25 protein-coding genes and 2 pseudogenes are annotated in these 25,071 nt (G+C 59.6%); all 27 read right to left on the minus strand.

Features of this window, described 5'->3' with window-relative positions; genetic code table 11:
• Positions 1-12 precede the first annotated feature (12 nt).
• The gene (locus tag S4A8_RS13930) at positions 13-945 is read right to left on the minus strand and encodes a DMT family transporter (protein WP_353162052.1); all 933 of its coding nucleotides are present in this window, start codon (positions 943-945) and stop codon (positions 13-15) included.
• On the minus strand, positions 942-1,877 hold the full coding sequence (locus S4A8_RS13935) for a cation diffusion facilitator family transporter (RefSeq protein ID WP_353220582.1): 936 nt from the start codon (positions 1,875-1,877) through the stop codon (positions 942-944). The genes S4A8_RS13930 and S4A8_RS13935 overlap by 4 nt, the downstream gene beginning before the upstream one ends.
• 49 nt (positions 1,878-1,926) lie before the next feature.
• Positions 1,927-2,595 (minus strand): methyltransferase family protein, encoded by a 669-nt coding sequence (locus S4A8_RS13940; RefSeq protein ID WP_353220583.1) that lies wholly within the window; start codon positions 2,593-2,595, stop codon positions 1,927-1,929.
• Positions 2,596-2,738: 143 nt separating this feature from the next.
• The gene (locus S4A8_RS13945) at positions 2,739-2,954 is read right to left on the minus strand and encodes a GDCCVxC domain-containing (seleno)protein (RefSeq protein ID WP_084623428.1); all 216 of its coding nucleotides are present in this window, start codon (positions 2,952-2,954) and stop codon (positions 2,739-2,741) included.
• 128 nt (positions 2,955-3,082) lie between these two features.
• The gene (locus S4A8_RS13950; RefSeq protein WP_353220584.1) at positions 3,083-3,280 is read right to left on the minus strand and encodes a YHS domain-containing protein; all 198 of its coding nucleotides are present in this window, start codon (positions 3,278-3,280) and stop codon (positions 3,083-3,085) included.
• A gap of 138 nt (positions 3,281-3,418) precedes the next feature.
• Positions 3,419-3,835 (minus strand): hypothetical protein, encoded by a 417-nt coding sequence (locus S4A8_RS13955; RefSeq protein WP_006911948.1) that lies wholly within the window; start codon positions 3,833-3,835, stop codon positions 3,419-3,421.
• Positions 3,836-3,967: 132 nt separating this feature from the next.
• A complete protein-coding gene (locus S4A8_RS13960; RefSeq protein ID WP_353162034.1) occupies positions 3,968-4,414 on the minus strand; it encodes a MerR family transcriptional regulator in 447 nt (148 codons plus the stop codon).
• 189 nt (positions 4,415-4,603) lie between these two features.
• The gene (locus S4A8_RS13965) at positions 4,604-5,413 is read right to left on the minus strand and encodes a copper resistance protein B (RefSeq protein WP_353180779.1); all 810 of its coding nucleotides are present in this window, start codon (positions 5,411-5,413) and stop codon (positions 4,604-4,606) included.
• On the minus strand, positions 5,406-7,346 hold the full coding sequence (locus S4A8_RS13970) for a copper resistance system multicopper oxidase (RefSeq protein WP_353220585.1): 1,941 nt from the start codon (positions 7,344-7,346) through the stop codon (positions 5,406-5,408). The genes S4A8_RS13965 and S4A8_RS13970 overlap by 8 nt, the downstream gene beginning before the upstream one ends.
• 64 nt (positions 7,347-7,410) lie before the next feature.
• Complete coding sequence (locus tag S4A8_RS13975; RefSeq protein WP_353220586.1) at positions 7,411-8,103, minus strand: c-type cytochrome; 693 nt, start codon at positions 8,101-8,103, stop codon at positions 7,411-7,413.
• A gap of 763 nt (positions 8,104-8,866) precedes the next feature.
• Entirely contained in the window at positions 8,867-9,484 is a 618-nt protein-coding gene (locus S4A8_RS13980; RefSeq protein ID WP_353220587.1) for a protein-disulfide reductase DsbD N-terminal domain-containing protein, read from the minus strand.
• Positions 9,471-10,658: a protein-disulfide reductase DsbD family protein gene (locus S4A8_RS13985; RefSeq protein ID WP_353220588.1), complete on the minus strand. Its 1,188-nt coding sequence runs from the start codon at positions 10,656-10,658 to the stop codon at positions 9,471-9,473. Before S4A8_RS13985 ends, S4A8_RS13980 begins: the two co-directional genes overlap by 14 nt.
• Complete coding sequence (locus tag S4A8_RS13990; RefSeq protein ID WP_353163505.1) at positions 10,655-11,473, minus strand: TVP38/TMEM64 family protein; 819 nt, start codon at positions 11,471-11,473, stop codon at positions 10,655-10,657. The genes S4A8_RS13985 and S4A8_RS13990 overlap by 4 nt, the downstream gene beginning before the upstream one ends.
• 36 nt (positions 11,474-11,509) lie before the next feature.
• Positions 11,510-12,145, minus strand: a complete 636-nt coding sequence (locus S4A8_RS13995; RefSeq protein ID WP_006911940.1) for a class I SAM-dependent methyltransferase — start codon at positions 12,143-12,145, stop codon at positions 11,510-11,512.
• Positions 12,146-12,292: 147 nt separating this feature from the next.
• Complete coding sequence (locus S4A8_RS14000) at positions 12,293-12,928, minus strand: peroxiredoxin (protein ID WP_353220589.1); 636 nt, start codon at positions 12,926-12,928, stop codon at positions 12,293-12,295.
• A gap of 69 nt (positions 12,929-12,997) precedes the next feature.
• A complete protein-coding gene (locus S4A8_RS14005; protein WP_353180770.1) occupies positions 12,998-13,288 on the minus strand; it encodes a hypothetical protein in 291 nt (96 codons plus the stop codon).
• A 3-nt stretch (positions 13,289-13,291) separates the two neighbouring features.
• Entirely contained in the window at positions 13,292-13,624 is a 333-nt protein-coding gene (locus S4A8_RS14010) for a hypothetical protein (protein WP_353180769.1), read from the minus strand.
• A gap of 31 nt (positions 13,625-13,655) precedes the next feature.
• Positions 13,656-14,096, minus strand: a complete 441-nt coding sequence (locus S4A8_RS14015) for a DUF411 domain-containing protein (protein WP_353220590.1) — start codon at positions 14,094-14,096, stop codon at positions 13,656-13,658.
• Positions 14,097-14,252: 156 nt separating this feature from the next.
• On the minus strand, positions 14,253-14,600 hold the full coding sequence (locus S4A8_RS14020; protein ID WP_353220591.1) for a hypothetical protein: 348 nt from the start codon (positions 14,598-14,600) through the stop codon (positions 14,253-14,255).
• A 77-nt stretch (positions 14,601-14,677) separates the two neighbouring features.
• A complete protein-coding gene (locus S4A8_RS14025) occupies positions 14,678-15,292 on the minus strand; it encodes a class I SAM-dependent methyltransferase (RefSeq protein WP_123592639.1) in 615 nt (204 codons plus the stop codon).
• A gap of 18 nt (positions 15,293-15,310) precedes the next feature.
• A pseudogene (locus tag S4A8_RS14030) lies at positions 15,311-16,591 on the minus strand (heavy metal translocating P-type ATPase); the annotation flags it as partial.
• 58 nt (positions 16,592-16,649) lie between these two features.
• A protein-coding gene (locus S4A8_RS14035) for an IS3 family transposase (RefSeq protein WP_502950742.1) occupies positions 16,650-17,779 on the minus strand; the annotation gives its coding sequence in 2 pieces (ribosomal slippage) (positions 16,650-17,518 and positions 17,518-17,779; 1,131 coding nt in all).
• A 357-nt stretch (positions 17,780-18,136) separates the two neighbouring features.
• Positions 18,137-18,445, minus strand: coding sequence for a TA system antitoxin ParD family protein (locus S4A8_RS14040; protein WP_353220593.1), 309 nt, complete (start codon positions 18,443-18,445; stop codon positions 18,137-18,139).
• Positions 18,446-18,626: 181 nt separating this feature from the next.
• Positions 18,627-19,028, minus strand: a pseudogene (locus S4A8_RS14045) (DUF6361 family protein).
• A 42-nt stretch (positions 19,029-19,070) separates the two neighbouring features.
• Entirely contained in the window at positions 19,071-22,082 is a 3,012-nt protein-coding gene (locus S4A8_RS14050; RefSeq protein ID WP_353220594.1) for a type III restriction-modification system endonuclease, read from the minus strand.
• Positions 22,079-23,170 carry a virulence RhuM family protein gene (locus tag S4A8_RS14055; protein ID WP_353220595.1) on the minus strand — a complete coding sequence of 364 codons (1,092 nt, stop codon included), beginning with the start codon at positions 23,168-23,170 and terminating at the stop codon, positions 22,079-22,081. Before S4A8_RS14055 ends, S4A8_RS14050 begins: the two co-directional genes overlap by 4 nt.
• Before the next feature lie 15 nt (positions 23,171-23,185).
• Positions 23,186-25,054, minus strand: coding sequence for a site-specific DNA-methyltransferase (locus tag S4A8_RS14060; RefSeq protein ID WP_353220596.1), 1,869 nt, complete (start codon positions 25,052-25,054; stop codon positions 23,186-23,188).
• Between the last annotated feature and the right edge of the window lie 17 nt (positions 25,055-25,071).

Raw genomic sequence — 25,071 nt, forward strand, 5'->3', positions numbered from 1 at the left:
GCCGCTGCGTTGTTACGCCTGCGCTGCCTGTGTGTGGGCCTGACACGGGTGCACGGGCCGGTTCTTGTCTTCCTGCGACATCTCGCGCGTCAGCCAGAAGCCCGCACCCAGCAGGATTGCGCCGCCATAGACCATGCTCTGGCCCGGCACCTCGGCGAAGATCACGAAACCCAGGGTCGAAGCCACGACCGGCGACACGATGATGTCGACCAGGGCATAAACGTTGGCGTTGATCGTCTTCAACACGATCGAGATACCGAAATAGGCGAAACCCGTGGAGACAACGCCAAGCCCGAGCGTCCACAGCATCACCGGCAGGTCGATTCCGAGTGTCGGATAGCTAATCATCGCCGTAATCGCGCCGGGACCGGAGATCAACACAAAGGGCGAGAGCACGAGTGCGGCGACCAGCAGCGACCAGGCGATATCGTTGCCGGTTTCGCTCTTGCCCTCATAGCGCATGTAGGTGACCATCGCGGCATAGATGACCCCGGTGGCCAGGGCGACGAAATTGCCCAGCATGTGGCCACCGCCGAGCGGATTGGCGAGGGCGATACCGGCCATGGCAATGGCGAAAATCACGATATAGCTCTTCTTGGCCTTTTCGCCCAGAAACAACGCCGAGAAGATGAACACGAAAAACGGCGCGATGCTCCAGAAGATCACCGCGTTGGCAATCGGCACCAGCGACATGGCGTAGTTGAATACGCCGCCCTGGGCGGCGATCAGTACGCCGATCAGCGCCGTATCCTTGACGTTGCCCCTGGGAAACCGCGGCCATTCACCGCTCGCTATAGCGCGTGCGACGAACAGAAAGGCCGCCGCGCAGGCCATGGCATAAAACGTCAGCGTCTGGATCGGAATCCGCCCATCGGTGAGCTTGACGAACACGCCGATGGTCGCCTCGGAGACCGTGATCAATGCCAGTAGCAGCAGTGTCTTCATGGTTCTGTCCTGCTCGGTGCTGCGCGCGTCACGTCAATCGCGGTTGCGTCGGATTCGTCAAGACAAATCGCCTCGACTTGCAGGGTGGCGAAAAAGAAACCGTATTCTTCCTTGAGCATGCCGTGGGCGGCCTTCAATACGGCCTGTGGATCGGCGCCCTCGGCGACTCGCAAATGCCCGGAGAATACATAGCGCCCGCTCGTGAGCGCCCAGGCATGCACATGGTGGGCATTGGCAGCGCCCTCGAGTGTCTCCAGGGCCTCGATCACCTCGCTTAGGCTGATATCGCCGGGCGTGCCCTCCATCAACAGATGCGCGGCGTCGCGCAGAATGCCCCAGCTCGCCCAGAGCAGCACAAAGCCGAACGCGATGCCGAGCAGCGGGTCGATCAGCAGGAAGCCCATGTATCGAATTACCAGGGCGGTGACGATGATCAGGATGCTGCCCACGAAGGTCTGGATGATATGCCACAGCGCGCCGCGAACGTTGAGATCGGTGCGGCTTTGCTTCCAGATCAGACCCAGCGAGACGAATTCGGTGAACAAGCCGCCGGCGGCCGCCCACAGCATGGGTGCGGTCGGCAGATCGACCGGTGCGGCCAGGCGCATCGCGCCCATGACGATCACGATCAACGCCATGCCGAGCAGAAAGCCGCCATTGACCAGCGCGCCGATAATCTCGGCCCGGTACCAACCGAAGCTGCGATCTTCATCGGCCGGACGATGCGCCAGCCGCGCGGCGACAATGGCTACCAACACACCGCCCACGGCCGAGAAGGTATGGAAGGCATCCGAAATTACCGCGATCGAACCGGTCCACAACCCGATTCCCATCTCGATAAAGAAATAGATGCCCGTCAGCCAGGCCGAGATTGCCATGCCGGGTCCGCTAGACGGCATGTGGCCCACGTGGCCGCTATGTCCCTGATTCATCATTTACTCCTGCGTTTGAGGCGTAATAAACGGCGCACGAAGATATGCGTCATGCGGCATCGTCGTCGTTACGATCGCGTGAGGCCGATGCGAGTCGGCGCCATTGGCCCCAGCGCGGGATAAACATCGGCACGCGGCGTTGATAGTCGCGATAGGCGTCGCCGAATTGGGCGAGCACCTGTTTTTCCTCGCGCCGCGCCAGCCAGGTGTAGACGAGCACAATCACCGGAAACAGGCCGACCGAGAACAGCGTGGGCCAGTGCACCACGCCTTCGCCGAACACGGCGAGAAATAGCCCGGTGTATTGGGGATGACGCACGAACGCATACAGTCCGTCGGTTACCAGCCGGTCTTCGTGTCGTGCCTTGTAGACCTGGCGCCAGCCCTGGATAAACAGGCCGATGCCGATAAAGACGAGCGCGTAGCCGAGCAGCATCGAGATCAACATGCCGGTTTCGCCCAGTCCGACCAGGCTTGACCAGAGGTTGGCGCTGGCGTAGTCGCCGTCCAGACCGAAGAAGCGCACCAGCAAATAGACCGTGAGCGGAAAACCGTACATCTCGGCGTACAGTGCAATGATAAATGCCTGTACTACGCCCGCGCCGGCCCATTCGCGCCAGTTCTGCGGTGCGAAATAGCGATAGAAAAGCCAGGAGATCAGCACGATGACGATCAGTGCGATACCCCAGGCGCCCGCGTGGTTGAATGATTCATTCATGACTCGGCCTCCTGTAAGGCGATGCAGTCGAAAGGCCCATCGCCGGAGCCCGGTTGCCGGCGGAGCGGATAAAAATCTGTTCTGGAGGGCGCGAAGCGCCAGCGCCGGGCGAGTCAATTAAGATGCCGGCTTGGGCCCCATAGCTAGTACGCATGTGATTCATCCTGCTTGGGAGGGCACTTCACGCTGGCGTAGCTGCAGAACACGCAGCAATCACCCGACCTGGGTTTGAGCAAGGTTTTACAGCTGACACACTCGTAAAAATACAAACAGGAATCGGTGGGCATGGTTTCCGTGCGCTGATGCCCGCAGATGGGGCAGGTAATGGTGGACTGACGCTGTATGGACTGCTCGGGCATCGTTCGAACCGTAGTCAAATGACAAACATGAAAAATTTCCCAGGCCGCAGATACCGCTGGCAGGGTCAAGCTTCCTGTGATCCAAACGCGCGTTGATATCGCCCGCTCGGTGTTTTCGCCTGCATGACTTATGTCGGCTTGCCCCCGTGTTGCCGATGCGGCCGGATGTAGCGCGCCGGCTCGACCTCGAACGCCTCCCGGCAGGCGCCGGAGCAGAAGTAGTAGGTCTTGCCGCGGAAGATGAATTCATCAGCGGCCGTGGTGTAGCTGACCTCCATGCCGCAGACCGGGTCTTGATGCGTAGGACGGGTTTTTTGTCGCTTCATATCGCCTCCTGATATAGGGATGGTTGGCTGGGTGAATAACGGGTATGGCCACTGTTGAGGTGGATTGCATCGCAACACTCGGTGGTCGAAGGAGGGGGCTTCCCCGGACACCGGGGCGTGCGATGCAATCCATGACGGTTAGTCCTGCGTCGGCTCTTGCTGGGCCTGCATCTGCTCCATCATCTGGCCCATCATTTCCTGCATCATGTCCATGCGCTTGTGCATCATCTGCTGGCGCTGTTCGATGGTCATGTTCTCGCCCATGCCGTTGGCGCCCATCATGCTGTGCATGCCGCCCATGGCCTTGTGCATCTGCTGCATGTGCTCTTGCATCAGGCGCTGACGTTCTTCCGAATCCTGGGTTTCGTGAATTTCCTGCATCGTCTGATGCATCTTCTGCATGCGCTCGTGCATGGCCCCTTTGTCCATGTCACCCATGCTTTGACCCATCTTCGAGCCCGTGGCCTGCTCGGCGTCGTGATGCCCCTGCTCGGCATAGGCCATGGGTAAGGCCAATGCAAATGTCAGGGTCGTTGCGGTTACAAGTTTTTTCATTACGTACTTCCTTGTCGTCATAGTGGTTAAGGACAGTGGCGGCTGGGTTGCCGGCCCGCCACATACCGGCATTGCGCGGCGCTAGGCACAACGGAACATTTCGTCAAGCGACCGACCCGAGCCTGGGTCCCTTCAAAGGCCGTTGCCGTCACGGCATACGTCCGTGTCGCGCTGGGTATGCTGTTTTGGCTCGTGGTTGAGGGTTTCGATAATGGGGCAGCCGGTGACCGGTCCGCGGCCTGAGCAACGGCGGGTGACGTCGTGCAACGTGACGCGCATGCGCTCGAGATCCGCCAGGCGGGTTTCGATTTCGTCCAGCTTGTCCTCGGCGATCGCCTTGATGTCGGCGCGCTCGCCGCCCGCCTGCAGCCGCAGTAGTGCCATGATCTCTTTCAGCGTGAATCCCAGCCGCTTGGCACGCCGGATGAAGCGCAGCCGCTGTTCTGCGTCGCGCGGGTAACGGCGATACCCGCTGTTCGCACGCGGCGGCTCGGGCATCAATCCGCGCCGCTCGTAATAGCGAATGGTTTCTACCCGGGTGTCTGCGGCGTTGGCAAGCTGTCCTATGGAATAGGTCATGTTTGTCATCCCTTGTCGTTTAGCCCACTCTAAAGGCGGTAGTTAGGTACGGAGTCAACAGGGGCGATGGGTGATTTTGTCGATCACGAGTGCGCAACCCGATTCGGATCGGCGCGCCCAACAGAATCGTCACGCAGGCCGGTATCGCCTCCGCGCGATACCGGCCTGGGATCTAGCGTTAATGACGTCTCAGTACCAGGCACGCAGCCCGATCACGAAAGCAGTCGACGAGGTCGGCTCGCCCTCGGCCCGTGCCATATCCTTGGTGTCACCGTAGGTCTGCTCCCAGCGCACGCCGATATAGGGCGCGAACTCGCGCCGAATTTCATAGCGCAGCCGCACACCCATTTCCGTATTGTTCAGCCCGCTGCCGATACCGTATTCGGGCACGTCCTGGGCGGCGGCGTTAAACTCGAGGCGCGGCTGCAGGATCAGCCGTTGGGTGAGCAGCAACTCGTACTCGAATTCGCCGCGCAAGCTCACGTCGCCGTCCTCGCTGACGAATAGCGCGGTATCCGTCTCGAACCAGTAGGGCGCCAGCCCCTGCAGGCCGAGTACCGCAAAACCGCGATCGGGATTCGGGTTGACGTCGTAGCGCAGCCCGGCCTGAACGTTCCAGAACGGGGTGACGGTGCGGCTATAGAGCGCCTGGAACTCGGTGTCTTCCGGCGAACCGCCGTGGATCGGGCCTTCACCCTCGCTTTTGAGCCAGAGCTTGTTCCAGTCGCCGCCGAACCAGGCCTGGGTGTCCCAGAGATAGTTGTCGGTACCGTCGGTGGCGCCGTATTCGAGCCGGTCGATGAGCAGCATTTTGTGAATCTGCTGGTCTGGCACCGGTTTGTTCCAATCCAGCGGCGCACCGCTGGCCGGATCGATCGGGCCGTCGGGTACGATCGAATCGAGCTCGGCCTTGCCCTCGGGCGCTGCATGAATCGGCAGGGCGGCGCCGAAAAGCAGCGTCGCGGCCCCCACGGCCGTTGTTATCGCCTGTTTAAACATTCTCGTCTCCCGATTGATCGCTCACGCGCACGACGCGAAACATGCCCATTTCCATGTGATAAAGCAGATGGCAGTGAAAGGCCCAGCGGCCCGGCTCGTCGGCGGTGATCAACAGCGACGCGCGCGAACCCGGCAGCACGTTGAGGGTGTGCTTGAACGGCAGGTGATCGCCCTGGCCGTTCTCCAGCTCCATGAACATGCCGTGCAGATGGATCGGGTGCTCCATCATCGTGTCGTTGACCAGCACCAGCCGGATGCGCTCGCCGTAGGGGAACTCGATAGGCGTGGAATTACCGTACTTCACGCCGTCGAACGACCACATATAGCGGTCCATATTGCCGGTCAGGTGGACCTCGACGGTTTTCGAGGGCTCGCGCCGGTCCTGCATGGCCGTGACGTTGCGCAACTGGTTATAGGTGAGCACGCGATGGTTGACGTCTTCGAGACCGGTACCGCGCTCGGCCAGGCGATCACGCTGGGCGTTGGCCACGTTGATATTGCCGGCGCCGTGCATATCTGGGCCGTGTTTGGCGATAACCGGGCCGTGTTTCTCCATCATAGCGCCGGTGCCCATGGTGCCGGCGTTCGGCCCCGTGCCATGGGCCATCTTTTTCATATCGTGACCCATGCCGGCCATGCCGGAATCCTTTTTGGGCGTGCCCATCTCTTGCATCGAGCCGTGATCCATGGACATCTTGTCGTGGCCCATCTTCATCTGACCCGGTTCGTGCGACATCGTCATGCCGCCCATGTCCATATCGGACATATCCATGCCCATATCGATCATGGTGCGCTGGGGCTGCTCGCGCAGAGCGGGCACCGGCGCGACCATGCCCATACGCGGCGCCAGCGTGCCGCGGGCATAGCCGCTGCGATCCATACTTTCGGCCATGATCGTATAGGCCTGCTCGGCTTTCGGTTCAACGATCACGTCGTAGGTTTCCGCCACGCCGATCTGGAACTCGTCGGTCTCGACCGGCTGAACTTCCTTGCCGTCGGCCGCCACGACGGTCATCGCGAGACCGGGGATACGGACATTGAAATAGGTCATCGCCGAGGCGTTGATCACCCGCAGGCGGACCCGCTCGCCGGGCGTGAACAACCCGGTCCAGTTGGCTTCGGGGTGCACGCCGTTCATCAGATAGCTGTAGGTGTAGCCGGTCACGTCCGCGATATCGCGCGGGCTCATGCGCATATCGCCCCAGGCCAGGCGATCCTTGAGTGTGGCCGCGACACCGGACTTGCGAAAATCCTCGGCGAGATCACCGAGCGTGCGCTCGCTGAAGTTGTAGTAATCGCTCATTTCCTTGAGCTTTGCGAGCAGACGATGCGGATCCTCGAAGGTCCAGTCGTTGAGTACGATGACGTACTCGCGGTCGGCATTGATGCCGTCGTTGCCTTGCGAATGAATCACGATCGGCCCGGTCTGGCCAACTTGCTCCTGCAGCCCGGAATGGCTGTGGTACCAGTAGGTGCCGGCCTGGCGCACCGGAAAATCGACTTCGAAGGTCTCGCCGGGATCGATGCCGGGAAAGGCGACGCCGGGCACGCCGTCCATCTGGAACGGCAGCAAAATGCCGTGCCAGTGGATCGAGGTCGACTCGTCGAGATGGTTATGCACCCGCAGGTGGGCGTTCTGTCCTTCCCAGAGTTCGACGATCGGGCCGGGCGTGGTGTGGTTCAGCGTAATGGCCGACGCGCGACCGCCGGCGATATCGATCATCTCGCGGCGGACATGGACGTCCATCACCACATCGCGTGCGGCGCCGCCCGGGACCTGAGCGGCGGCGGTGTCGAGGTATCTTGCCGCGCCAGCGGCCAGGCCGTTGCGGGCATAGGCTGGTAACAACGCATTGAAGCCGGCCAGCACGCCGGTCGCGCCCATGGCGCGCAACAGGCGACGCCGGTCGCTATCGTGTGTATGTCGAGTCATTTAAATATCCTCGTTATTCAATTGGTTCGGATGACATGCGAGCCGTGTTTCGACGATTGCACGCCTAATGCGCGTGCCCATCGTCGTGACCCGCGGTTGAGTCGCCGCCGCTCTCTGGCCCCTTGGTGCCCTCATCGTGATGCTCCTCGTTCGAGCCGGCGCTGTGCGCGTCGTTATGGCCTTTACTCGAGCCGGTCGTCGCATCCACTTCGCGAGTTGCGTTTCCACCACCATGATCGGGTGCGCCGCCAATGGCGTGGTGTCCGACGCCGCTCGCTTCGGCCCGTGCCAGCATTTGGTCATAGTCGGCCGCTGACATTCCCGGCAATTTCTCGACGAACGCGGTCATAGCCCACATGTCTGCGTCGCTGTGTGACGAGCCCCACTCGGGCATGCCGGACGCCTTGACGCCGTGCTTGATCACCCAGAAGATTTCGCTTGGGCTTTTCTCTTTGGCCGCGTGGGTGAGCTCGGGTGGTCTGGGATACATGCCGCGCGCCGCGACCGACTGTTGGCCGCCGGGCGGGGCATGACAATCGCTGCACATGGCGTCGAAGTTGGCAGCGCCTGCCAGTAACTGGTCTTCAGAGCCCAGCTTCGGGGCTTCGATGCCGGAGGCCTGTTGTTCAACCGAGCGATGGACCGTTTTCTGTAATGCCCAGCGCGTGATCGGCCAGTGTTCGCTAGTCGCCGCGACGTTATAAACACCGGAATAAATGACTCCGGCGGCTGCGCCGCCTACGATGAGCAAGCTCACGAGTAGGGTCGCTATGACAATTTTCCAAGTTCGCACAATGCGTCTCCGTGGGAACGGTGACGCAGCACGGCGCTCTAGGACTTTGCTGAGATAACCGCCAAGTGGCGACTTTCAACAATCTCCTAGTGAAACGCTATGCAAAAGCTGCAACCACCGTTCTGATTGATGTTCGGCGCATGCGTGATGCACCAAAAGCTTCAATTAGACGCGAATAGACGGCGGTCGATAGGGAGGGTGTTCGAACCCGGGTGCGACCGAAACAGACGCACGGCTCACCAAGTGCGCCGCAGGGGGAAACAGCGCATCAGTTGGGAAGCTGGTGTCGACCGCACTCGAGGAGCAATGGCCCATGACCGAGCAGCAGCATCGATCATGGGATGGGGAGTCGCCACTATCCTCTACGTGCTTGGTCGTGTGCGAATGCCCGCTGGCCGTGGCACTCGGGTTCGTAACAGCGGATGTTTCCGCGTTAGCGTGCTCGGAATCGTGCAGGCAAGATATCCCCGGAACGCCCGCCTGGGCGACCAAAGCTTGCAACAGCAAAATTAGAACCAAGAAGGCACGCATAGTTTCGACTATATCAAAATAGACGAGGCTAGCAATGGCCGTCGCCTAAGTTTTTGCTCGAGCAAAAAAGGTTTTTGTAAATCATCGAGGTTGGGTGGTTCTAAGGCGCGAGGCGCATGCATACGAGCTCGAACATGTGCTGGGGTCGGCTTACTAGCGATCGAAGACCATAGAGATTTTGAATCGCATAGGGAGCTTAAGGTGGCGATGGTTTCACGGTGCTCGGAATCGACGTAGAAAGCGTTGAGGGCGGGAGGCAAAGCCCCGAATCATTACAGGCTTGCACCACCGCCTTTACGGTGGGTATGTCGTTGTCGGCAACTTCATCCAGGGCCGCTATCAATTTAACGTTGCCCGAATACACCCGGATCGGGTCTTCGAGGCCGACGTCGAGCTCATCGCCCGGTGGGTATTCAAGCTCGGTCGATAACCGCACGCCGTTAGCAAACACCTTTATGTCGGTCGGTATAAGAAAGTCGAAAGAGGCGGGATTGGCGTTGATATGCCACTCCGATGCGATGTCCAGTTCTATTTGGATCGTATCGCCGTCGCGCGTTGCATCGAGATTCACGTGGGCCGCGCTAAAACGCGGTGGGACGGACTTCGAGGCTGTTGATGACTCTGATGCGGTATAGAGGTCAACAACGTCCCGCTTGTCATCCCGGTTATTAACTGTTGACTGGTCGGTCGTCGATTGCACTTCGGACTTCGTACTAGGCGCGGTCCATTGCCAGGAAAGAAAAAGGCCGCTGACCGTGATCGCGATGGTCGCTGGCAATAGCCAAGAGAGGACAAAACTCTTACGGGTCGACACGCGTCTGCTCTCCACTGGTTTCGATGGCTGTTTTCAAAGTGCCCACCGTAAATAAATCGGGCAGGCGCCGGTGAACCGCCCCGTTCGGCTTCAAGACCACGGCGAAGGGCAGGCCGGCGCCACCGAAGGATCGTAGGTAGGCGTCAAGCGTAGCGTCCGGCCGGGTGAGATCGGCGCGTAGAACGCGCATCTGGGCTGCATCGACGGCTTGCGCAATCGCGGCGTCGGCGTAAACGGTTTGTTCCAGAACTTTGCAGTTAATACACCAATCCGCCGTGAACTCGACAAGCACCGGCGCGCCGGCAGTGCGGGCCTCGGCAAGCGCGCGCTCCGTTAGCGGCTGCCAAGGCAACGCGTGCTGTGCGCCGGCCCCACGATCAAAGCCGAGCGTGACGGCGCCGGCCACGCCAGCGACCAAGACGAGCGCCGGTACCAAACGCGCGCCGGATCCGGGGCCGACCACCAATACGCGGATCAACCAGAAAGCCAGGGTCCCGAGCCAGGCGGTCCACAGCAGGGTGCCGACGCGTTCCGCGAGCACGGTCGTTGCAAAGAATGTCGCACCGGCCAGGAGAATCAAGCCCATGACCTGCTGCACGCGTGACAGCCATGCGCCGCTGCGTGGTATGCGTGTCAGTAGTCCGGGTTGGGCCAGCAGAACGAGGTAGGGCAGGGCCAACCCGACGCCCACCGCCATGAACAGCGCGAAGATCGTGCTCGGCGCCTGCGTGAGCGCAAATGCCATGACGCCGCCCAGGAAAGGCCCGGTGCAGGGCGCGGACAAGACCGCGGCCAGAAAACCGGCCAAGTAGGGTTCGGCATAGCCGTTGCCCTGGACGCGATAGACCCATTGGGGCGGTTGCACGCCGCGCCCCGCGAGACTGTAAACGCCAAGGCCGGCGAGCAGAAAGGCCAGTGCTGTACGAAACCAGAAAGCCTGGAACAGGGTGCCCCAGGTCCAGTTCAGCATGGCGGTCGCCAAAGCGAGCGCGCCGAAGAAGGTGAGCGTGCCGGCCAGCAGCGCGATCGCTGCCAAAAAGCGCTGTCGCGTACCGCTGCCCACCACACGCGCGATCGTGCGCAACTTGATGGGCAACGCGGGTAGCACACACGGCGTGAGATTGAGCAGCACGCCGGCGAACAGCGCCAGCAGGAGATTCGTCCAGATCGTCATCGCCTGGCGTTTTGGCGGCGGCGATCCCGCGCCCTGGAATGGTCGTGCTCGCGGTTTCGCTCATGCGCGCCCCGCGATCGGATGACGTGCGCCGCGCCGAACAGGATCAGCGCGGCGCCCCCCGCCAGAATCCAGATATAGACCGGCAGGTGCAGCGCCTGACTACCGAGCAGTACGCTCAGTACGGTCAGCGGCAAAATACCCACGCCGGTGGTCCAGACGAACGTCCATCGCGGCACGCCGGCGAGTCCCGCGGCGTAATTGACCAGATTGAAGGACATGATCGGTATCAGGCGCGCGGTCAGCAGTGTCGTAATACTGCTATCACTCACGAATGCATCCAACCGCGCCTGATAACGCAGCGGAACCAAGCGTGACCGTGCGGCCGGGCCCAGGGCCCTTGCGATTTCGTAACTCAGTATTGCGCCGATCATTGCACCCGCCCAGGTGAGCAGTACACCCAGCCCGGAGCCGAAGACGACGCCATTGGCGATTGCGATGACCTCGGCCGGAAACGGCACGAAAGAGTGAGCCGTCATCAGGCCGATGGAAGCCGCAGGCGCCCAGGGACCAGCGCGCTCAAGGAGCGCGTGCAAACCATCGCTACTAAAATCGACAGCAAACAGGGTGTATTCGACCAAGCACCAGAGGATAACGATATCGATCCAAAGCAATGCCGCGGTTAGCACCACAGCCGCTATCAGCCACCCGCTGCGCGCGGTGCGTAGCAATGTGCGGAAGACCACAGCTAACAACACGAGGCCGAGTGCGGCCAACGCCAGGCAGACGAACAGCAAATCTGCGTTCATCGCCATCGGACTTCTCGCCGATCTTTTCGTTTCGGTAGGAAATTAAGCTTGAACATGGGTACCACGGGCGGTCATGAGCCCCCAGAGCCAGTTGATTTTGTAGGTTTCGATCTGCACGGCGGCGTAGCCGCTTTCTTTGAGCATTCGAGCGCACTCATGCGTTCGATAGGTCCGTGCGTGCGCATGAGCGCGCAGCCGTTGATAGCGCTCGAACAGCCGGCACATCAGATAATCGCCACACCAGTCCGTGAGCATGAGCTGGCCGCCGGGTCGCAGCACGCGCTGCATTTCGATCAACGCGTCGAGCGGCCGCGCGACGTAGTGAAACATGCTGCAGGAAACGACGAGGTCGAACTGTGCGTCGGCAAATGGGAGCTGCTCTGCCCATCCCTCATGAAGCGCTATATCAGACGGGAGTTTGCGGCGCGCGATTTTGAGCATGGCGGGTACAGGATCCACGCCCACGAGCCGAGTTGGGGGATGAACGGTCGCAAGACGATAAAGCAGGGCGCCCGTTCCGCAGCCCACATCGAGTAATCGATCCTCCTCGCCCAGCGGCAAACGCGCGATCGTCTCCTGCATCGTCGCCTCGATATAGAACGACCACTTCCGATCATAGCGGCCCGCAATCCGAGCGTATTCCGCGACAACCTCTTGGTACGGAGCTTGGGTTTGCATGTCGGAAACAAGCCTTTGATTGGATGGCCGACGTCATGCATCGATCGGGTCCATACCCAGCGCGGACGGCTCATGACGTGATCGCCGGTAACGCCCCGGATACAGCAACGCGACGCGCCTGTATCCGGGGCAGCACACTCTCAGTCGTTACTTGTTCGGCTGCTTGGTCATGCGCAGGTAGGGCTTGAGTTCGTTCCAGCCGGCCGGGAACAGCTTCTCGGCTTCTTCATTGGACAACGCCGGCGACACGATCACGTCGTCGCCGTCCTGCCAGTTGGCCGGGGTGGTGACCTTGTAGTTGTCGGTCAGCTGCAACGAATCGATCACCCGCAGGATCTCGTCGAAATTGCGCCCGGCACTCTTCGGATAGGTGAGCGTCATCCGGATCTTCTTGTTGGAATCGATGATGAACACGCTGCGCACCGTCGACGTGTCGCCGGCGTTCGGGTGGATCATGTCGTAGAGTTCCGCGACCTTGTGGTCGGAATCGCCGATGATCGGGAAGTTCACGGACTGGCCTTGGGTTTCCTCGATATCAGCCGACCAGCGTTTGTGATCATCCACCGAATCCACCGAAACCACGATGGCCTGCACGTTGCGCTGGGCGAACCTTTCCTTGAGGCCGCCAACTGCGCCCAACTCCGTGGTGCACACCGGTGTGAAATCAGCCGGATGCGACATCAACATGCCCCAGCCGTCGCCGAGCCATTCGTGGAAATCGATGCGGCCTTCGGTGGTGTCGGCCGTGAAATTCGGGGCGGTATCGCCTAGACGTAGGCTCATTTCTATACTCCTGTTCGATGAAGAAAATGCCGGCGGCCTCAATTCCGGTGGCCGCCGGCGCGGTTGTGTCTAACCCTTGTCGGTCGAACCGTCCGGGCCGTTCATATTCTCCATCTTGCTCTGCATCATCTTGTTGCAGGTTTCCATCATGTCGTTCATCTGACCCATCATTTTCATCATGGGCATGTTGCCATCGCCCCTCATGCCCATGCCGTGGCCCTTGCCCTCCTGGCCTTGCATCATGTGGCCCATGTTGCCCTCGGATGCCGGCTTGGGGTCGTCGCCTTGCGTTGCGGCGAATACGGCGGGCCCACCCGCGATCAGGGCAGCGGCGATGATCGTTTTTACTGTTGTACGCATGTTCTAGTCCTCGTTGGATTGGGCAGAAAGTGCGCTCGACTGCGCTGTCTGCTGTGAATAACGGGTTTGAGTGTTTGGTTCCTGCCGGGCCGTTGTATCGTCAGTGGCCTTCGGCCGCATGCTCCACATCATCCAACCCATCATGATCATGCAGGGCAGAGTGAACAGCAGCGGGACGGCCCCGATGGCCACGACCCAGTTCCAGTTGAATACGAGCCCGACCGCCGCGGCGGCAACGCCGCCCACAAGCACGCTGCGCGGCTCGAGCCAGCGCCGGGCTGAAGGAGCCGAGTCGGACGACGAAGTCGATGCTTCGGAATTACAGCTTTTCATCATTGATACCCTCGGTAATTGCCTGAATAAAGGCTCAATACGTCGTGTAAACGTCGCCATTCAGCGTTTTGATGACGAACGGTTCGCTTTTATTGCCGGGCATGCCCGGCGAGCCGCTCGGCATGCCGGGTAGCGCGATACCCCGGATATCGGGTTCCTCGCGCAGCAGCTTGGCAACGACCGGTTCAGGCACGTGACCGACGACGACGTAGTCGCCGATGAGGGTGGTATGACAGGACGACAACGCCGGTTCGATGCCGTGCTTTTCGTTGAGAGCCGCCATATCGTCGGTGTCGAGCACGTCGACGTCGTACCCCTTGCCATTGAGGTAGTCGGCGTACTGCTCACAGCACATGCAGCCGGGGTTGTGGTAAAGGCGGGCCTGTACCGGTGCCGCGATAGCCGCGCCGGTCGAGACAAACAGAACGAGCATGAGCGTCAGCCGCGCCATGGTCGCATTGCGTAGTTGGGTCATGGAAAGAACTCCACGTGATCTAGGGATGCCCGGAAAGCCGTTTGGCGCGCCCATGCGACGTAATGGTTGGTGTCGCATGACAGCCAGCACAGACCGCAGGAGCGCGGCATGTGTAAGCTCAGCCGGAGTTTGTGACGCGCTCAGGCGTCAGTCAGATCAAGCGTGGATAGCTCGCGGGGGGAAAGGGTCGGGCCCCTCGAGTTGGCGGCCCAAATGCGTTTCGATATGAAACGTGGGTGCCGCAGGCGGCTGGGGCGTGATCCCGGCCGTATTATGCGCCACATCAGCCATCATGCCGCAGATGGCCACTGCGCAAGTTGAAGTCGCCGCGGTGGAATGCTGCGACTTCGTGGTGTCGGCCTGACACAACGTGCAATCGCTTGCCGTGTTCTCGGCCGGCATTGTCCACGCCATGACCGCTGGACTGGCCAGCACGCTGGTGAACACCAGCATCGAGATCAGCGCGTGGAGCAGGGTGGACTTCATAATTTCAATATAGGCCACAAATCTGCCGTAAACAACACCCGGAGTGGGGTACGGAGTCGTTATTTCTTCAGACAACCGGGTGAATAATGCGGCGTCTATTTCGGAACGGCCCGGCCTTCATACATATAGGTCATGGGCTTTGGACCTTTCATGTAGCCGGTTTCGAGATGTGTACAGTCAAAGCCGGCTTGTGCGATCAATGCCTGGATCGGGCGATCCAGGTGACAGCCGCCGCTGATCTTCGACCAGAAAGGCGTCAGGCGGCGCTGCCATTGGGCCACGGCTGCCTCCGGCCCTAAGCCATGTTCGACGAATAGAAGCTGGCCGCCTGGTTTGAGCACGCGGCGCATTTCCGCCAGCGCCCGATCCGCATGCGGGATGCTGCACAGCGTCCAGGTCGTCACGATCGTATCGAGGCTCTTGTCATCAAACGGAATGGCTTCTGCCGAGCCCTCGATCAGCGCAACCGGCCGGTCGGAGTGCTCCGCCGCGCGTCGCGCGATACGAACCAATTGTGGTGACGGCTCCAAGCCGTAAATGCCGCGGACATGCGGCCCGTAAAACGGCAGGTTGAGGCCGGAGCCGATGCCGATTTCCAGGACTTCGCCCTGCGCGCCGGATAACACACGCCGTCGATAGGGCGCCAAGTGGCGATTACGCATGGCCATATGACAAAGCCGTGGTAACACTACGTCGTTGTAGAAGCCCATCATTAAGCTCGCTCGTTGCTACTCGCTCACGCTCGCCATCGCATCAAAGAACATCGCCGGCCGTTGCCAGAGTGAGTTGACGAAGATCGCGGTCACGCTGGCGGCCATGGCCACCATCGCCCACACGGGGTAGATCAGGCCGGTGGCGGCCAATGGGATGCCGATACCGTTGAATAGGAAAGCCAAGCCGACATTCTGCAGCATCTTGCGATAACCCCAACGGCTGATCTCCCACGCTGTGATCACCGCGCCGAGCTGACCATTGAGGATGATGATATCGGCTGCGTCGATGGCGATATCGGTGCCAGAGCCCATAGCGATACCGATATCAGCCTGCATCAGCGCTGGCGCGTCGTTGATGCCGTCGCCGACCATGACGAGACGCGCGTCGCGCTGCATAGCACGCAGGCGCTCGGCCTTCTGATCGGGGAGCACACCGGCATACACATCGTCGATGCCCGCGCGCTCGGCGATATACCGAGCGGTGCGCTCGTTGTCGCCGGTGAGCATGGCGGTGCGGATGCCCAACTCGTGCAAGCGGGCGATGGTATCGACGGTGTCGGGGCGCAGAGCATCGCCGAGCGCGATCGCGCCAAGCAAGCGATCGCCGCGGGCCACGACAATCACCGTGTGGCCCTGTTGTTCGGCGGTATCGATGCGTTCCTGCAAGGCGTCCAATGCCACGCCGGCGGCGCTCAGAAACGCCGGACTGCCGACCCGCACGGTCTCGCCGTCGATCTGCGCGATCACGCCGCGGCCAGACTCGGCCTGAAAGTCGGCAATCTCGGGGAAATCCAGTCCGCGTTCCAGTGCCGCTTCGACCACCGCGCGGCCCAGCGGATGCTCCGAGGCCGCTTCCACGGCGGCGGCAACCGCCAGCAGCGTGTCGTCGTCGTGATCGTCGACGTTATGAATATCACGCACCGCCGGCCGGCCTTCGGTGAGTGTGCCGGTCTTGTCGAAAACCACAGCGTCGATCTTGCGCAGTGCCTGGAAGGCTTCGCCGGTGCGCATCAGCACACCCTTATCGGCCGCCTCACCGGCACCGCGCACGATCGACAGCGGCGCGGAGATGCCGACCGCGCAGGGGTAGCCCATTACCAGTACGGTCAGCGCGGCGAACACCGCGCGCTGAAACTCGGGATCGGCGCCGAAGGCGAGCGGCCCGAGGGCCCATCCCAGAAAAGCGAGCGTGGAAATCGCGAGCACCGTTGGCGTATAGACCTGCAGTACCCGATCGACGATATGCAGCAAGCCGGGCTTGAGCGCGCGGGCGTCTTCGACGCTGGATATCACCTTGAGCTGGACCCCATGCATTGGACAGTCCGCAGCGATTTCTAAGTGATGACCTGCCGGGTTAAGCCGCCTGCGGTAGCGGCTGTGTGTCGAAGTAGACCTGATCGGGCGTAGCCCGATCAAGGCCCTGATGATGGCGCTTGGCGTTGTAGAACGCGAAGTAATCGGCCAAGTCCGCTTTGGCGTCGCGCCCGCTGTCATAGGCTTTCAAATAGACCTCCTCATACTTCACGCTGCGCCAGAGCCGCTCGATGAAAACGTTATCCATCCAGCGCCCGCGGCCATCCATACTGATCGTGATCGCGTGGTCTTCGAGCACGCCGGTGAACGCGCGACCCGTGAACTGGCTGCCCTGATCCGTGTTGAGGATCTCGGGTCGCCCATAGCGTGCGATCGCACGCTGCAGGGCATCCACGCAGAACGCGTCATCGAGCGTGTTCGACACCTGCCAGGCCAGTACCTTGCGCGAGTACCAGTCCATGACGGCGACGAGGTATAAAAAACCGCGCGCCATGGGCAAGTACGTGATATCGCTGGCCCAGACCTGGTTGGGCCGATCGATCGTCAGACCCCGCAGGCGATACGGATAAATCCGATGCCCAGGCGCCGGGCGTGACAGGCGCGGTTTTGGATACAGCGCGGTGATACCCATGACTCGCATCAAGCGCTGTATGCGCTTGCGATTGACCGTCAGGCCCTTTTTGTCGGCCAGTGCATCAGCGATGCGTCGGCTGCCGAGAAACGGGCGCTCAAGATGCAGCGCATCGATACGCTGCATCAGCCTGTGATCGGTATCCGATACCGGCTGACGCCGATAGTAGACCGTCGATCGAGCGACACCGAGCGCCGCGCACTGGCGGGTTATCGGCAGGTCGTGGTCGTGATCGATCATGGCCCGCCGCGCTTCGGGTCGAAGCGCGCGAGCCCGCGCTCCAAAAAATCGTTCTCCATCGACAGCTCGCCGATCTTGGCATGCAGCGAGTCGATCTGGGCTTGGTTATCCGAGGCCGATGATCCCTTGTCGAATGTCTCGGTCGCGCCTTCGACCAGCTGGCGTTTCCACTGTGTAATCTGGTTCGCATGCACGTCGAACTGCTGGGCCAGTTCGGCGAGCGTTCGATCGCCTTGTACGGCGGCCAGCGCCACCTTGGCCTTGAAGGCCGGTGAGTGATTACGGCGTTTGCGTCGCATACTTGCTCCTTGGCCGGGTGCGGCCATTGTGGAGCAGATCATCACTTAGTGCTCTGTCCGAATTCTGGGATCCAGTTCATTGAGCAACTTTAGTTGTCTGTCCATCCGGCAACAACGCGGCCGTCGTCTATCCCTGTACAGTTCGCGCGACCCTCTATGCGCCATAATGCTGGTTATGGTGCATAGATTGCGATCGCGATCATATATGTGACGTATTACATCATGCCTAACGCAGTGGTATGACCAATGCTTTAAGACAGAGGCAGGCCCGGCCCACGAGCACGTTTGTGGTCGGCGCGGGGCTTAAAAAGCCAGAAAGATAAGATCAGGCTTTAGTAGTCGTCGCCTCGAAACGCTCTAGAGTTTCGCAGCATGCTCCCGAAGATGCTGGTAGTACAACTTTTGATCATCGCTTACCCGGTTTAGCAGAGCCTCGAACTGTGCCTCGTAAACTGCACGTTCGAAACGGTCAAGCTCGGACGGGTTCAATTGCCCCCGAAGAGTAGATTCCACTCGGTGAGCGCCAAAGTCAGGTATCCGCTCGATCGCACGACCGGTTCGGATCCAACGTTCGAGTTGATCGTTTCTCGAGATCGAGGACCCCTGACTACTATGTTGAGCTTGGGACGCCAGGTCGCTCGAGATTCTTGTTGTTTGTCTTTTCATTTCCAACCCTTTTCTCCGTAATACCCCTGGAAGCAGATTTCGGCAACTTGGGATGACATGTCTTGGCGTCACGGCCGTCCAGCTCGCCCTTATTTTTTCGGCCGACCGTGCGGCGGGCCGTATAAATATGATCGATTGCCTGATGATAGTCGTGCTGGGAGCCGGCGAACTGGCAGATACCTCATCGTCCGAGCATCGCAAAATAGGCTGAACTCGGCAAACGCCGCAGGTTCACCCGCGATTCGGACCCGATGATGCTGTGATCGGATCCATCCTGTTGGCGCGCGTTGGCGATGAGCATGCCGATGAGTTCAATTTCGATTTGTCGTGCCCAATCGGCAAATCGAGCCGCCGGAACGCGTTCTGTTTCGCACCGTTGGTAAACCCAAGGTACAAGCAGCATGTATCGCAGCCGTGTCTAGATCGTCGACGTTCCGGGGAACAGCTGATCAGCTAGCGCGTTCCGAATATTGCCGATCCCCAGCTCGTCCCGTGTACCCGGCTCGTTGAAGAAAGCGAGAAGCGCTTGGCTACGCTCTCGTGCGGCATGGTCGAAATCGAGCCAACTCAACGCGGAAGCCATAGACGATCGCCGGATCTTGGTTTTAAGTGGTTTGTCTAAACGTTAGAAAGCGTCCATGAAGCTCGCGTATCCGTTATCGACACGGAATTCAACGTCCTCGCTGAGCGCATCGAAGTGGGCTTTGCCACAATCGATTTTGGCTTTCTCGATTGGGCGTAAAGCATCGTTAAAAAGACTGCCCTTGGTTTCGACGACAAAATAGAGTTTCTCGGCGCCGTTCGTTTCGACGAGCACGGCCCAATCCGGGTTGTATGAGCCGAGCGGCGTGTCGATCTGGAACCACGGCGGGAGCTTGGCGTACAGCTTGATATCGTCGTTGCGCTCGAAGGCCTGGGCGAAGTCTTTTTCGACATCCGAATCGTAGATGACATAGTCGTAGACTGACTTCTCGGCTTCAAGCATGTTGCTCGATAGATAACCGGCTAGCGGTGCCACGTCTTCACCGTCGAAGTCGAACAGTTCCTGCGCGTAGAAGCTGTCGTCGCCGATGCGGTGGTACTGAATGCCGTCGACTATGAACAGCCGCATTTGGCGGCGAATGACCTCCAGCGTCTGTTCGATGAACTTTTGCGGGTTGTTCTTGAAATCCTCGAGCCGGCCGCTGTCCACGAGAATACGGGCCAGCGTGCGGCGAGTGAGGTTCGTCTCGTTCTGTAGAAAGCTCAGGATGTCGGGCAGGGCGAAGTCGCGTTGGTCATAGGTGGCCGGTGTTTCGTTGACTTCGGTGGCTTCGACGCCACCGCGATTCACGTCCAGCCGCGCGGTACGCGTGATGAACTTGGCCTTGCCCACCCGCAGCTGATCGCGCATTTCCGTCGCACAGCATTCGATGAGTTTCTCCACATCGAAGTCCACGCGGTAAGTGGTCTTGTATTTGATCCGGTTCCAGAGCGCTTCGAACTCCGGGCTCAGGTAGACGGCTTTGTTGAGCTTGACCTCCTGGCGGTCGTCTCGATTCTGGATGTTCAAGCGACCGGCCACCTTGCGCAGTACGGCATTGATGGCGCCCGCGTGTTCGGCGGCTTCGTCCGGCAGGGAGACCGTGTTGGCCTTGAGATTTGCCCGGAGTGCGTCCTGCACCTTGCCCTTGGCATCGATATAGTCGTGTTCGAGCAGATGCTGCCAGACCGTCTCGGATAGTTCGGTGCCGAAATACCCCGTCTCACCGTTATCATCGGTGATCGGAATGCTGGCGAACAGATGTTTCTCCACCACGCCGAAGCGGATGCCTTCGTCCTGCTCGATCTCTTTCTGTAGCTGGCGCGCGAAATCCTCGTAGGATTCGTTGGCCATCACCGTCAGGCGGTTCACCTCGAAACCGTGAACACGCTGGCCGCTCTGGTTTACCGCCAGGCGCAGTCCGCGGCCGATCTCCTGGCGCTTTTTCATCACCGAGGCAGTCTCGTTGAGCGTGCAGATCTGGAATACGTTCGGGTTGTCCCAGCCTTCGCGTAATGCGGAGTGCGAGAAGATGAACTTGAGACGGGACTCGAAACTCAGCAGCCGCTCCTTGTCCTGCATGATCAACTGATAGGCGCTTTCGTCGGCCTGTGTCTTGCCTTCGCCTTTCGAATCCTTCAGGCGTACGTTGCCGCGCGCGTCTTTCTTCTTGTCGGCGGCGAAGTAGCCGTTATGAACGGCGTGTGCCTCGGTCTCGATATCCACTTCGCCGAAAAGCGATTGATACTTCGGCAACCGCGCGGCGCGGATATACTCTTCCTCGAACATACGCGCGTACTTGCCGGGCTGTGGCTCGCCATCGGCGTCGTAGTCGCGGTAATTGGCCACGCGATCGATGAAGAACAGGCTCAAGACCTTGATGCCCATCGGCGTGAGCTGAAGCTCCTTGTCCAGGTGCTCTTCGATGGTCTTGCGGATCTGCAGCCGCTTGTATTCGTCTTCATCCACCTGGCCGATCACTTCGCCGCGGCGGATGACCTCCGGCTTGCTGGTGAAGCTGATGTATTCGTTGTCCGGTTCGCAGTAGATGTCGTCGATGATGTAGCCGTCGTAGACCGTCCGGCCCCCGGTGGTTTCGAGCAGATCCTCACCACTACGCACCCATTTCTTCTTGCGCTTGACTAGGCCTTTCTGCAGCGCATCGATTTCCACCTGCGCGCGGATCGGGCCTTTGCGGTTATCGGTCTGGAGCAGCTTGATGTACGCCTTGTTGTGGCTGTCGCGCACCTCGACGCCCGTCACCTCGATCTGTTTGACGAGCTTGCGTTCGTAGGCGTCGATGGAATCGAGCCGGTACACCATGTGATGTTTGTCGAGATGGGTGGCGGAATAGCGCAGCGTGCACAGCGGGTTGAGCTGTGCGATCGCCTCGCGGCTTTTCTCGGTATTTGCCACGCTCTGGGGTTCGTCGATGATCACGACCGGGTGTGTGGCCTGAATGAACTCGATGGGCTTGTTGCCCGTCATCCGATCATGCGGGCGGTGGATGATATTGGCCTTGTCGGCCTTGTCCGGGTCATCGAAGCTTTTACGAAACGCATCGATATTGATCACCATGATCTGAATGGTGTCGCTGGTGGCAAAGTTGCGCACCTGCCCGAGCTTTTGCGAGTCGTAGACGAAGTAATCGAACGGCGTGTTGTCGTACAGCCCCTTGAAGTGCGGCTCGGTCATCTGGAGCGATTTGTACACGCCCTCTTTGATGGCCACCGAAGGCACCACGATGATGAACTTGGTGAAGCCATAACGCTGGTTCAGCTCAAACAAGGTGCGCAGATAGACATAGGTCTTGCCGGTGCCCGTCTCCATTTCCACTGTGAAATCGCGCGAGGCCAGCTCGCTCGCCGGGGCCAACCCGTTGCGCAGCTGAATAGCTTGTAGGTTGTCGAGCAGGTCTTCGTCCAGCAAGCGCAGTCGGTTTCCCACGCCCAGATCGCCGCTGGACTGGCCAAGGCTCAAACCCATCTGCGGATCGTCTTTCAGCGGTGCGACGGTGAAATTCGTGCTGCAGATCTCCTGGCCTTCGAACAGATCGGCAACGGCGTCTATGGCCTCGCGCTGATAATCGAGCCCGGCGTCGAACTGAAACTTCATCCTTGGTCGTCCTTGTTATCGTCTTCGCGCCGCGACGCCTGGCGCGCGATGTCTTCGAGCGCGCGTAGCGTGTCCGCCTCGCCCTCGGCTTCCTTGAGCGCGCGACGGCGTGAATAGAATTGGCGGTACTCGCGCTTGGCCTTGTCGTCGGCCGTGCGCTTGCGCATACGGCCGTAACCCTCGAGCACGGGCCAGTCGTTGAATGCCAGAAACTGGTCGAGCTTGTCCTGCCAGTTCTGCATGAATATCTGCTGGCGCCGGCGGGCCTGGTTGTCGGCAAAATCGAGCCACATGACGACCATACGGTTCAGGTCATCGATCTCGCCGGCGCTCAGGTAGTTCTTGGCGACCGGCGCGTCTCGCGCACGCACCGCCTCACCCTCCCAATTCGTTAACCCCATATTCGCCTGGGTATGGTCGGCGCGCTGATAGATCAGTTCGGCTGCCGTGTGGCCCGTGGCCGCATAGTGCAGCTTGTTCTGGATATGCTGGAAGAACCGCGTGGTTTCGGCATCGCTCGTATCGTAGTCCGCGGCCAGCGTAAAAATCTCCTTCACCCGCAGATACATCCGTCTTTCGCTGGCGCGAATATCGCGGATGCGTTCCAGCAGCTCGTCGAAATAATCGGGTACGCCGGGGCCCGGCGGGTTCTTCAGGCGCTCGTCGTCCATGACGAAGCCCTTGATTAAATACTCGCGCAGTCGCTCGGTGGCCCAGCGGCGGAACTGCGTGCCGCGCTGGCTGCGCACGCGATAGCCGACGGCGAGCACGGCATCCAGGTTGTAATGATCGATGCTTCGCGCGACCTGGCGCTCGCCCTCTGTTCGAACTATCCGGAATTTCCGGATAGTTGCATCAGGGGCAAGTTCGTCTTCGGCGAAGATGTTCTTTAGATGCTCGTTAACGGTTCTGACATCTTTCTGGTACAGATCCGCCATCAACGCCTGCGTGAGCCAGACGGTATCGTCCTCGAAGCGGCATTCAATACGCGTCTTGCCGTCCGCGGTTTGGTAGAACAGCACTTCGCCCGAGGCGGAACGGATATCGTCGTCGGCGTTACCGTCGTCTTTTTCGTCGTTGGACTGCATGGCTACGCCTTACGGCTAGAGGCTCTTCACATCTTCCACGCCGGCCTGGCGAAGAATCTGCACGGCGTTGGTCTTGACCACGTCGTCAGCAAAGCCGTTGTCCTTGAACACCACGCGCATGACTTCCGGGGCCAGCTCGGCCTTGAGTGCGGCGATGCCGTTGACCAGTTCGAGATCGACCGAGTCGGCCAGACAAACGACGAGTGCGCCGGCGCCGATGATGTGTACGTTTTTGCCGTCGATATCGCGTTCCTCGATCGGAACCGCCAGATCGAGACCGTATTTCAGCAACAGCTCGCTTAGAACATCGGCCTCGCTGCGGTCGTGGCGGATGTTGTCCACGCTGTCGAACAGCGATGTTTTGAGGTCGCCCGTGCTTGGCGTCCACGGCACGATATTGCTCTTGCTTAGCTTGTAAACTTTAAAGCCTAGATCTAAATCGCGTGACGTTGCCTTCTCTTTTAGGTCAGTGGCGGCCCGCCTAATACGCTCTTTCCCGATGTCGGCGATAGTATTAAAACCCGTTTTATATGCTACTGAAGTTTCGGAACATACTTCCGGCAACTGGACCATAAAAAAACGTCGTTGAAGACTATCACTTAGATTCAGACTCATAATGGCATGCGCCGTAGAGCATGAGCCGGCAAAGAAATCTAATATTATGTCGTTGTTTTTGGAGGAAAGTGATGCTAGACGCGTTATTAAACTTGTTGGTTTTGGAGTTTCGTATATATTTTCTTCAAATAAAGAAAGTATTTCTTTTTTCCCCTTTTTGTTAGTCGCGCTATTATCCCAGTAGTTGGTTGTGGGCTGACCGGAGCTTTCATGAGCGTATATGACTCTTTGAGGAATGCCGCTGTTGTCGGACCCGAAATACAAACGCTTTTTGGCTTCTAATTTTTTGTACCCCTTTTCGGGATATGCCCACAGTCGGTCATGAGTTTTCCCACTAGGCGTCGTGATCAAATACCGATATCCGCCCCCGCTTAACCCTTTTGATACCGTAATAGGAACCGGGCGCCACTTCCCGTCTGGGAACTGTTCCGTAGGTTCTCGATACGATTTCGAAATATAGCTTTCCGATAGGGGTTCAAATAGAAATTTTGTTGTCTCGGATTTTCCGTAAGCTATTATGTACTCGCCTTGAATTGCTACATTTTTCGAGTCGCTAGAGATCTCCTTTTTTCGTTTCCGCATTATTGTTGTAATAAAGTTTTCTGGTCCAAAAATCTCATCCATGATTTGCCGAAGGTTCTGCACTTCGTGATCGTCAATCGAGACGAAGATCACGCCGTCGTCCTTCAGGAGGTTCCGCGCGAGCCGCAGACGCGGATACATCATGTTCAGCCAGTTGGTGTGATACCGGCCGGCAGATTCTGCGTTGGCGGATGTCTTGAAGCCTTCGCCGTCTACCTGACCCGTATAACGCAGGTAGGTATCCAGATTGTCCTGAAACCGATCCGGATAGATGAATTCGCCGCCGGTGTTATAGGGCGGGTCGATATAAATCATCTTGACCTGCTTGTGATACGACTTCTGCAGGAGCTTGAGCACCTCCAGGTTGTCGCCTTCGATGAACAGGTTCTGTGTGGTATCCCAGTTCACGGATTCTTCCGGGCAGGGGCGTAGCGTGCCAGCCGACGGCGTCTGGGCGATGCGCCGGGCGCGGGCCTTGCCGTTCCAGGTAAAGTTATAGCGCTCGCGCTCGTCTTCCACGTACTCGCCGAGACAGGCCTTGAGCGCGCCGAAGTCCACCTTCCAGCGCGGGCCGTCGGCGTCCGAGCCTTCGGTGAAGGCGTCCGGGAAGAGTTCGCGGAGCTTGTCGATGTTGTCGGCGACGATGTCTTGCGAAGTGCCGTCGGTTTTGGGGTCCAGCTTGTCCATGGGGTGTCTTGTTGGGC

The organism is Salinisphaera sp. S4-8, assembly GCF_040361235.1.
In the GTDB taxonomy this organism is placed as follows: domain Bacteria; phylum Pseudomonadota; class Gammaproteobacteria; order Nevskiales; family Salinisphaeraceae; genus Salinisphaera.